Origin of the sequence: Holdemanella porci, assembly GCF_019052655.1 — a bacterium.
GTDB classification, from domain to species: Bacteria; Bacillota_I; Bacilli_A; order Erysipelotrichales; family Erysipelotrichaceae; genus Holdemanella; species Holdemanella hominis.
On record NZ_JAHQVB010000068.1, the window covers coordinates 1 to 10005 of the forward strand.

General features: G+C 35.0%; 9 protein-coding genes and 4 tRNA genes. 3 read left to right on the forward strand and 10 right to left on the reverse strand.

Features of this window, described 5'->3' with window-relative positions; genetic code table 11:
* Window position 1: 1 nt before the first annotated feature.
* The 4 genes from KTQ83_RS10045 to KTQ83_RS10060 all read right to left on the reverse strand — a co-directional run bounded on the left by KTQ83_RS10045 (window position 2) and on the right by KTQ83_RS10060 (window position 364).
* Window positions 2-88, reverse strand: a tRNA-Leu gene (locus KTQ83_RS10045).
* 7 nt (window positions 89-95) lie between these two features.
* A tRNA-Cys gene (locus tag KTQ83_RS10050) sits at window positions 96-169 on the reverse strand.
* Window positions 170-195: 26 nt separating this feature from the next.
* Window positions 196-282: transfer RNA gene (locus KTQ83_RS10055), tRNA-Leu, on the reverse strand.
* Window positions 283-290: 8 nt separating this feature from the next.
* A tRNA-Cys gene (locus KTQ83_RS10060) sits at window positions 291-364 on the reverse strand.
* A 166-nt stretch (window positions 365-530) separates the two neighbouring features.
* On the opposite strand from KTQ83_RS10060, the gene KTQ83_RS10065 reads away from it, so the two are divergent.
* Window positions 531-1412 carry a YitT family protein gene (locus KTQ83_RS10065; RefSeq protein WP_227403311.1) on the forward strand — a complete coding sequence of 294 codons (882 nt, stop codon included), beginning with the start codon at window positions 531-533 and terminating at the stop codon, window positions 1410-1412.
* Window positions 1413-1787: 375 nt separating this feature from the next.
* On the opposite strand, the gene KTQ83_RS10070 is transcribed toward KTQ83_RS10065, so the two are convergent.
* The 6 genes from KTQ83_RS10070 to KTQ83_RS10095 all read right to left on the reverse strand — a co-directional run bounded on the left by KTQ83_RS10070 (window position 1788) and on the right by KTQ83_RS10095 (window position 9011).
* Complete coding sequence (locus tag KTQ83_RS10070) at window positions 1788-2498, reverse strand: Bax inhibitor-1/YccA family protein (protein WP_186999622.1); 711 nt, start codon at window positions 2496-2498, stop codon at window positions 1788-1790.
* A 1-nt stretch (window position 2499) separates the two neighbouring features.
* Window positions 2500-4203, reverse strand: a complete 1704-nt coding sequence (locus KTQ83_RS10075) for a phosphoenolpyruvate carboxykinase (ATP) (RefSeq protein WP_186999623.1) — start codon at window positions 4201-4203, stop codon at window positions 2500-2502.
* A 94-nt stretch (window positions 4204-4297) separates the two neighbouring features.
* The gene (locus KTQ83_RS10080) at window positions 4298-5992 is read right to left on the reverse strand and encodes a proline--tRNA ligase (RefSeq protein ID WP_217256739.1); all 1695 of its coding nucleotides are present in this window, start codon (window positions 5990-5992) and stop codon (window positions 4298-4300) included.
* Between the two features lie 17 nt (window positions 5993-6009).
* Window positions 6010-7212, reverse strand: a complete 1203-nt coding sequence (locus KTQ83_RS10085) for a peptidase U32 family protein (RefSeq protein ID WP_117925167.1) — start codon at window positions 7210-7212, stop codon at window positions 6010-6012.
* Window positions 7205-8068, reverse strand: a complete 864-nt coding sequence (locus KTQ83_RS10090; protein ID WP_217256740.1) for a peptidase U32 family protein — start codon at window positions 8066-8068, stop codon at window positions 7205-7207. The genes KTQ83_RS10085 and KTQ83_RS10090 overlap by 8 nt, the downstream gene beginning before the upstream one ends.
* 265 nt (window positions 8069-8333) lie before the next feature.
* The gene (locus KTQ83_RS10095; protein ID WP_217256741.1) at window positions 8334-9011 is read right to left on the reverse strand and encodes an HAD family hydrolase; all 678 of its coding nucleotides are present in this window, start codon (window positions 9009-9011) and stop codon (window positions 8334-8336) included.
* Between the two features lie 326 nt (window positions 9012-9337).
* Here KTQ83_RS10095 and KTQ83_RS12590 point away from each other — a divergent pair, with 326 nt between their 5' ends.
* A complete protein-coding gene (locus tag KTQ83_RS12590; RefSeq protein ID WP_255466357.1) occupies window positions 9338-9469 on the forward strand; it encodes a hypothetical protein in 132 nt (43 codons plus the stop codon).
* A 20-nt stretch (window positions 9470-9489) separates the two neighbouring features.
* Window positions 9490-10005: IS110 family transposase (locus KTQ83_RS10100; RefSeq protein WP_342367254.1), on the forward strand; the 516-nt coding region annotated here is incomplete at its 3' end.

Consider the following 10005-nt stretch of genomic DNA (forward strand, 5'->3'; position numbering starts at 1 on the left):
ATGGTGGGGACGGTGGGACTTGAACCCACACGGGATTTCTCCCAACGGATTTTAAGTCCGTTGCGTCTGCCTATTCCGCCACGACCCCATGTAAATGGAGGTTCCGATCAGATTTGAACTGATGATCACAGAGTTGCAGTCTATTGCCTTACCACTTGGCTACGGAACCGTAACTTGTTGATTATAAATAAACGATGGTGGGGACGGTGGGACTTGAACCCACACGGGATTTCTCCCAACGGATTTTAAGTCCGTTGCGTCTGCCTATTCCGCCACGACCCCATCATTTATGGAGGTTCCGATCAGATTTGAACTGATGATCACAGAGTTGCAGTCTATTGCCTTACCACTTGGCTACGGAACCATTTCGTTGACTGCCCATATATAATACCTCAACGTAAAATAAAAAGCAAGAAAAAATTTAATTTTTTTACATTTTTTTAAAAAATGTACATTTTCCATTTTTGGTTGAACTTATTTGACAAATGACCTATTATAATGTGGTCAATGAACAAGAGGTATTTTATATTATGCAACACATTATTCACCAGCTTCAAAAAGAACAGAAGCTAAGACTGTTAACGTCGACCATAATGATTGTATTTAGTGCTTTCATGCAATGTTATATCATGAATGTATTTATGGCACCATGCAACCTAATCTCAGGAGGATTTACAGGACTTGCTCTATTAATCAATAAAGTCTGTGCTCTAGTAAACATTAATTTTCCTACTCAAATTGGAATCATCGCTTTAAATGTTCCTGCAGCCATTCTATGTTACAAACACATCTCACCCAGATTCACTTTTTTGAGTTGTGTACAATTCTTTCTAGTATCCTTCTTTATTTCTATCTTCCATTTTGAACCGTTCTTCGAAGATCAAATCTTAAATGTTCTATTTGGAGGCTTCTTATGGGGTTTTTCTATTTCCCTATCCCTAAGAGCTGGAGGATCTACTGGAGGAACGGATTTCATTGCCCAATACGTTTCTAGTAAGATTCATAGAGGTATATGGGACTATGTATTCTTCTATAACTGCGCTATGATTATTATCTTTGGATACTTATGCGGATGGATTTATGCAGGATATTCCATCCTATTCCAATTCTTATCTACAAAGACAATCTCATCTTTATATCAAAGATATGCACAAATTACCGTTGAATTTACAACAAACGATCCAGACCCCATCATTGATGCTTTTATGGCCACTTGTCGCCATGGTATGAGCGTATTTGAATGTTATGGTGCATACAGTCATCATAAGTATTACGTATGTAAAGCCGTTATTTCTACTTATGAATTAAGAGACGTTGTCGATAACGTAAGAAAGGTCGATCCTAAAGTATTGATCAATACATACAATACAGTAAACTTCTACGGAAACTTCTATCAAAAACCTTTGGAGTAGCATGTTACTACTCCTTTTATATACAATTAGAAAAAGGAAATGCGTCATACACATTCCCTTTATGAAGTTAAGATCAGAATGAAAATCATTAAAATCCAAAATATAGAATAAAATATTCGATAGGATTTATAATCCTTATTTTTTATACTATGATATATATTTAAAACAGAAACTAGAAGTATATAAGGTAGAATCCCATAAGCATAGACTTTAATAAATCTTTTAAAACATACTTTAATTATAAACGCTAGTCCAATTAAAATATCCATTATTAAATTAAGTATGTAGTGTTTTCTTTTCGTTCTTTATACAATAATATTAACAAGAATACATTTAAAATACAAACAAAAATAGATGTATCCATTGCGAATACACCTATTTATTATTTCGATTTCCCATGCCAATCAACTGTAAAATTCTTAAGAAAATATTCAAGAAATCCAAATACAATTGTAAAGCCATAAAGATTGCGATCTTATCTTGTGCTACGACTGAACCATCCGATTGAATCAATAAACGATTCATTCTTTGTACATCCCAAACTGTGATGCCTGTAAAAATCAATAGAGTAACGATAGAAAGCAAGCGAACATCCATACTAACTCTAAATAACATCATAAAGCATTGTGTAATAATCAATACAAAAAGTCCAATCATACATAATGAGCCAAAGCTAGTAAAATCTTTTTTTGATGTTGTACCAATAACAGCTAAACTAATAAAGTAAACTGCACTGACTAGAAAAGCAGTACCAATTGTAGCTACATCATATACATAGCCAATCGAAGTAAGTGAAACACCCATACAGATGGCATAAAGCACTAACATGACTTTCATACCTGTACTTGATGTAGATCTTGCCATAGAAACACCAAAGGCAATGGACAAGATAAATGGTGCAATCACAAACAACAAAAATAGAAATGGCATGGCACTCAATAAAATCAATAAAGCGTTTGTAGCATATAAGCCATAAGATACAATTGCCGTGATGAATAAAGCAACACCCATCCATGCATAAGACTTCAACAATGCACTTTTTAAAGTGTTTGTTGAATAATAATTCATTGAATCGTTGTTAAACATATTAATCCTTTTTCTGGATAAATTCTAATAATTGCTGAGCCGCAATATTTAAACCTTTACGGTTTGATTTATCGAATCCTAAGTGCGTATAGATTTCACCCACAAATACTCCGTTATCTTCTAGAGCCTGGAACATTGTGTCGATGATTGGTTCGCAAAGTTCTTGTTTTTGCATAGGACCAAATGGGTTTGCGAAATATGTTGTTGAAATACCAACTTCTTGAGTTGTACCTAAAGCCATACGTTTACCTAATTTACAAGTATCTTTTACTTCTTGAACAGTTAATTTCTTTAGACCAAATTCATTAGTGTAGTTGTTTGCGTACGCAAATAAATCGATTTTATGATTGTGAACAACAACGCGATATGGAGCCGCTGGCTGAATCATACGTGAGTTTGGATTTTCTGGAGCCATGAAAATTGAACGGTCCATGTCACGATATGGAGTACCTGGATCCAAATCATCTAAACGAATGAACGCACCAATTTCAGTACCCTGACCATATGGAACGCCATCTTCTAAGTGAATTGTTCCCATATCATCAAATACAACTTCTACTTCACGAATCATATCTCCAGCAGTGGCCTTTAATGCTTCAATTGATTCAGATTTACCAGCACCACTATCACCCATCAACATGATACCTTTCTTAGTTCCATCCTTTAAATAGATGTTTACGAAAGCACCATGGATTGGTAACCAACCTTTTTTCATCTGTGCCAAGTTATGTAAAGTTAAACACATTTTCTTTAAATATCCAAAGTATTCGATACGAGGATTGTCACTAATACATCCTACCCAAATATCATTGGCCTCATCATAATAGAAGTTTGTTGCATCATTTCCATCGTCATTACCAAAAATAACAACAAGATCTGGTTTTTGAGCACTCTCTTCTTTTGTAGCTAATTCAAACAAGTTAGCCATACTCAATGCACTAGACATATATTTTGAGTTGAAGTATACGAAACATAATAAAGTTCCAACCTTACAAGGATAACAGAACCAGTTTGATTCTCCCTTTTTGAAATATGTCATTGGCTGTGTATCTATTTCAGTAAACATTCCTGTACGTTTACTTGATTTTGGATGCAAAATCATTGGAGTTCTTAACATAACTGTATCGATCATTGGAATATCTTGTAATGCGGCATATTCATCAGCCCATACTTTATCCAAAGTATGAACAGAGAAACACGCGTTAGTTCCAGCTTGAACCTGGCGATACACTAAGTTTGGTCTCCCCATTAATTTTTCTTCAAACAAACGATATGTACGAAGAATTAAATCATTTGAAGCTGAGTCAAATGCCACTAATGTATTAATACCAAAATCCGTTGAATTATCACTCTTCATATATCCAAAACGTTGTAAAGATCGCCAATTACGATACATCTCTTCAATAACACTTAAAGTTGCATCTTTATTTGAAAGATAATATTCATCTTTTAATTCTTCACAAGTAAAGATTGACAATAAACGCAAGAAATGACAGAAATCACAAGAAGCTTCTTTTGAATTCAATTCACCATTCTTTGTCAAATACGCGTACATGTTCGCATTATCTGTTTCTTGATATTCAATGAAATATTGAACAAATTTTGTGAACGTATGAGATTTTAATAAAACCTCACGACTCTTTGGATATGCCAAATTATAGTTGATAATAACCTGGTTGTTAAAAATTTCAATTTTATTTTGCATAATTACACTCCTTTAACTATGACTAATATACATGAAAATTGTATGAAAGTAAATGTATAACTTAATTTTTTGTTTATAGTTCAAGCACAAGCGTTTACATGACGAAAACTTTTTCGATTTCAGAATAAACATCCTCAATCGTAATTTCAATCTTTTCACTCGTATAACGATCTGTCCACTCAAGTTTACCCTCTTTAATACCACGACCCACAGTAATACGATAAGGAATCCCAATCAATTCCATATCTTTAAATTTAACGCCTGGACGCTCATTACGATCATCCAAAATAACATCGAATTTGTGTTCTTTACAGAATTCATATAGATCATTGGCAATCTTAACTTGTTCTTCATCCTTTAAAGATACCGGAACAATCGCAAGTCTAAATGGTGCAATTTCAACTGGCCATTTAATACCAAAATCATCATGGTGCTGGTCAGCAACGGCTGCCATACATCTTTCTAGACCGATACCATAGCTTCCCATCCAAACTGGCTGTAATTGGTTATTGGCATCTGTATAGTATAGATTCATGCTCTTAGAATATTTTGTCCCCAATTTAAATAAGTTACCAACTTCAATACCATGTTGGAAAGTTAACTTCTTACCACACTTAGGACAAATATCTCCTTCTTTAACCTGACAAAGATCTGCCACTTCTACAGGCTCGAAATCTTTGCAATTTACATTCTTAATGTGACGATTCGATTGGTTAGCACCTACAATGAAGTTTTTCATATGTTTGATTTGACGATCCATATATACAGGACAATCAATGCCGACTGGGCCCGCAAAGCCAACACGCGCATGTGTTACCTTTTCAACTTCTTCAAAGCTAGCCATTTCCATTTCATTAGCACCCAATAATTTCAATGCCTTTGTTTCATTTAATTCACGATCACCAGGAATACAGAATGCGATTACCTTTCCATCTACGTTATATAGTAATGTTTTAACGAAATCACTTTCCTTCTTACCAAAGAAAGCAGCCACTTCTTCAATTGTTTTTGCGTTTGGTGTATCAACAATTTCCATTGAAAGTTCTTTTTCACAAGAATCTTCCATTATATCTACTACTTCAGTGATTTCTAAGTTACTAGAATAGTCACAACCTTCACATCCAACAACAACGTCTTCACCAATACTTGATAAAGCCTGATATTCTTCTGATAATAAACCACCCATAGCTCCTGTATCCGCTTTAACAATCTTATATTCCAATCCTAAACGATCCATGATACGGCAATATGCATCATACATCTTGTTGTAGGCTACATCCAATCCAGCTTCATCCACATCAAATGTATACGCATCCTTCATGATGAATTCGCGAACACGAATCAATCCATAACGAGGACGAGTTTCATCACGATATTTCGTTTGAATCTGATATAAGTTATATGGGAAATCCTTATAAGATTTTCCATCCATACTACTAGCTACCGCAAACAATTCTTCATGTGTTGGGCCCAAAACATAACGCTTATTATAACGATCACTCAATGAAAACATATTTGAACCAAAAGCTTCACGACGACCCGATTGTACATATACATCTTCTGGAATCAATGCTGGCATCAACAATTCTTGTGCATCTTTCGCATCCATTTCTTCACGAATAATATTTTCAACTTTAGAAAGAACCTTCTTTCCCATAGGCATGATCATATAGATTCCGTTTGAACATTTTTTGATCATTCCAGCACGCACCAACAAATTACTTGATACGCTATCTTCATCTTTCGCATTTTCTCTTAATGTATAAAAGAAACTCTGACTTAATTTCATCTTACTTACCTCTTCCACTATCTAATTTTACGAATCATCGCATCAACTTCAATAGGCCCAGACCATTTTGTATGTACGATCTGCATCGGCTTATTACAAACCTCTAATACATTTTCTTCACTATCATACACATCCCCTACATGTACAATCGTACTTAAAATGTGAGGGCCAAATATTTCTAAATCCTGATTTGGCATGAAATGATTCTTAACTTGTAAAGTCGCCATCTGACTTTCTTTGTCATAATCCTGCACAATGGCTACATATTCCTGTGTTACCGTTTCATCATGATCTTGATACAACTGTATCTTATGTTTAGGAAGACCATTATAGAAGCCCGGCCCTGTCGGTCGGTTCTCTGCCTTGGCAATTTCCTTTTTTACACGTTCAATGATTTCAACATCCGCATGCCCATGCTCATAAATATAATCAATCAACATACGATAGCTAGAAACAACCGTAGCTAAATAATAAGCACTTTTCATACGCCCTTCAATTTTCAAGGACGCTACACCCATATGTATGAAATTCTCAATATAATCCACTGCCTGCAAATCCTTTGAAGACATGGAGAATAAATTCGTTGGATCACTTAATTCTGTTTGCCCATCCATTAAATGATATTTCCAACGACAACTCTGTGCACACCCACCACGATTCGCATCACGAAGCGTCATATGATTACTCAATACACAACGTCCTGAAAAAGAAATACACATACCTCCATGAATAAAGACTTCGATAGGAAGAATATTCTCTTCACAAATCGAACGAATATCATCCATTTGACATTCTCTGGCAAGAACAACACGGTCCATACCCTTTTCTTTCCAGAATCTTGCAGCACTTGAATTTGTAGAAGAATGCTGCGTTGATACATGCACTTCAAACTTACATCCAAGCTTTTTAGCCAACATCATAATCGATGGACTTGCCACAATAATCGCATGCACGCCAATCGAATCCAAAGTTATTAAATACTCTTCAATACCATCAAGATCCGACTCATGCGGAAGCATATTTACAGTTACATGCACATGACTATTATGTGCATTCGCAAATTTGACTAATTCTGCGATTTCGTCAATGGAAAAGTTACTTGCACGCGAACGCAAACTAAACTGCTTACCACCAATATATACAGCATCCGCCCCATATAAAATCGCAATCTTTGCTTTTTCTAAATTTCCAGCAGGAGCTAATAATTCAATCTTATTCATTTACTTGCTCCTCCTTTTTCTTAATTGTCTCTTCTAAATACCAACGGTTTGTTGACTCATCATCCATAATTTTAATCCCTTGTAAAGCTAAATCATATAAACCCAAGATTTCAACAGTCCAATCATCATCAAAAAATAAAGAATCAATGCGGAAGCGATGCATTCCTACATATGTAAAATCCCACATTTCCTGTAATGAGTTGATTGGCATTTCACTAAAGATATGTGTACCCGTTTCATCTTGCACAATTGGCATGCGTTGCTCACGCGTTTGTTCAATCAAGTCATAATGACACGGTAATGAACAAACCGTTTTGTTCACAGCCTCTAAATAGTTAGTGACCAAAGGTCTTCTTGAATATAGAATCGAGAAATACCCATGCACTAAGATTTCAATATCCGGATTGTGCTTTCCAATACTTACCACTTCTTCAAGACTCAATTCATGTGCTAAAGAGACAGACTGAACGCCTAAAGACATATAGAAATCCACATCTGCACTTGAAGCCACCAATGTTTCCGGTTGATAAATCAATTTGAATTCAATCCCCAATTGTTTCGCCTCAAAATATAGACCTTCATCCGCATAGTAAATACCATCCACATCCAATTCTTTAAAAATAGAAAAGTATTCACGAACACCCGATAGATCTTCATCCATACATAATCTTAAAAAGTTGATATATAATTTTAGGCCAAGCTTTTTACACTTCTTCTTCCAAAGCTGTAAATCCTCTTTTTTTACCGTAATACTCGAACGAATCGAATAATGTTCAACACCAATGATCACGGCATCTGCCTTCGCTCTTTTTAATTTTTCTAATGAATCAATAGAATGAATTGTTGTTATAAACATAATTACTCCTTATCAAAACATACAGATTTATTTTACCACAAATGTGATTTTATGCCTACTTAACCTCCTATTTAAATCGGACTTAATTTCATATATACTTATATTAGAAAATACTATGCGAACAAACAAACACTTAATGAGAGATTTGAAGATTACAATAAACCCACTGAGCAAGAAGAAAATATGGTCGGATGAAATCATTGGTGAGGAAGCATTGTAGAAAAAAAGAATGCCATTACGACATTCTTAACAAGGCTAGTTCAATCTAGTCTTTTTTAATGAATTCAACCAACTCTTTAGCCGAATATACGACATGATCTGCACAAGGCCCACTTACCTGATGATGACGATTAAAATGAATCGTCTTCATGCCTGCACTTTTAGCCCCTTGCATATCATTGATATAATTATCTCCAATATAATACCATTCTGTAATATCTTCATGCATCGCTTCCATACACTTTTTAAATGCATTCACATCCGGTTTTGCAACACCAATTTGACCACTCGTAAATACATTTTCAGGTTTAAAATAATCAAAGACACGAAGCACTTCTAATTTCATTCTTTGATGCGCATCCTCTCCATTTGTCAAAATTGCAAGTTCATCTTCACAATTCGAAAAATAATCAATCAACGGTGCATCCATTTCAATATGATGCTGATAATATTTATAGCGAGACTGAAACTCTACAGCTTTTGAATGAGAAAAAATAATCCCATACTTTTCACAAGCCTTTTCAATACGATAAACACCAGATTCATCAATCGTAATCTTTCCTTGTTGAAGATCATCAAAAATCAGATCTCCAAACTTACGATAATCCGCATAAAATAAATCCATATCCACATCTACATTAGGAAGGAATTCTTCCATGCACTTGCGAAATGGCCAAGATAAATCATAGAGTGTATCATCACAATCAAGCATTAATTTCTTCATATAAACCAACCATTCCTTTCAGCTTCGCTTCAAGGCACACATTGGAATTAAAATGTACAATGAGCTTTGCTTTTATTTTTTATCTTTTATTTGTTACCATGTTCTTGAAGTTAGAAGTACACTACAGAGCACGGTGAGGTGAGTTGCAGACTTCTGCATCTCGTTCAGATTAAATCAGCATATAAACCAGTGTAAGTTCGAGTATTTCAAGCACACATTAGTGTTGACATCAAGTCCGTAGATTAATCATTGACTATTAGTTAATCTTTAGTGCCACTCGTTCAGTCAATGCTTCTTTCTTCTTTATTTTGAAAGGAGCTTTTTCTATGAAAATCATTTATCCTCGTGTTTGTGGTATCGACGTGCACAAACAATTCATTGTTGCAGTTATCTGCATTTCTGAACCCGTTGAACCAATTTATCTAAAAAAAGATTCTCGACTTTTCACAATGACTTAGTCCGGTTTAGAAACTGGCTGATTCAAAACGACTGTCAAAATGTATGCATGGAATCCACTGGTAAGTACTATATTCCTGTCTACAATGTATTGGAATCCCATATTTCCAATATCTTCGTTGCCAACCCTAAATGGGTACGCGCTGTTAAAGGCGAGAAAGATGACGATAAAGATGCCAAATGGATTGCTGATTTATTTAAGTTTGGTATTGTTAGAAGTAGTTTTATACCTCAAAAAGATTTCCGCATCCTTCGCGAACTCACTCGCTACAAGTACAAACTTGTAAATATACGTTCCAGTGAAAAGAACCGTTTTCAGAATGCTCTTACTTCTGGTAATTGTAAACTGGATATGGTCTTTACTGATGTTTTCGGCAAATCCGCATCTAATATCATCGACCTTATTTTATCAGATAATACATACACAGATGAAGATATTCTTTCAAAAGTTCACAAAAAATGTAAAGCATCTCCTGATATGGATCTTGACTCAATTAATGGAACGGATTTAACACCAGTCCAGAAATCTCGTATAAAA

What these genes read in the sequence shown, in the direction of transcription:
- KTQ83_RS10065 (WP_227403311.1), top strand. Translation starts at nt 531, where the DNA reads ATGCAACACATTATTCACCAGCTTCAAAAAGAACAGAAGCTAAGACTG.
- KTQ83_RS10070 (WP_186999622.1), bottom strand. Translation starts at nt 2,498, where the DNA reads ATGTTTAACAACGATTCAATGAATTATTATTCAACAAACACTTTAAAA.
- KTQ83_RS10075 (WP_186999623.1), bottom strand. Translation starts at nt 4,203, where the DNA reads ATGCAAAATAAAATTGAAATTTTTAACAACCAGGTTATTATCAACTAT.
- KTQ83_RS10080 (WP_217256739.1), bottom strand. Translation starts at nt 5,992, where the DNA reads ATGAAATTAAGTCAGAGTTTCTTTTATACATTAAGAGAAAATGCGAAA.
- KTQ83_RS10085 (WP_117925167.1), bottom strand. Translation starts at nt 7,212, where the DNA reads ATGAATAAGATTGAATTATTAGCTCCTGCTGGAAATTTAGAAAAAGCA.
- KTQ83_RS10090 (WP_217256740.1), bottom strand. Translation starts at nt 8,068, where the DNA reads ATGTTTATAACAACAATTCATTCTATTGATTCATTAGAAAAATTAAAA.
- KTQ83_RS10095 (WP_217256741.1), bottom strand. Translation starts at nt 9,011, where the DNA reads ATGAAGAAATTAATGCTTGATTGTGATGATACACTCTATGATTTATCT.
- KTQ83_RS12590 (WP_255466357.1), top strand. Translation starts at nt 9,338, where the DNA reads ATGAAAATCATTTATCCTCGTGTTTGTGGTATCGACGTGCACAAACAA.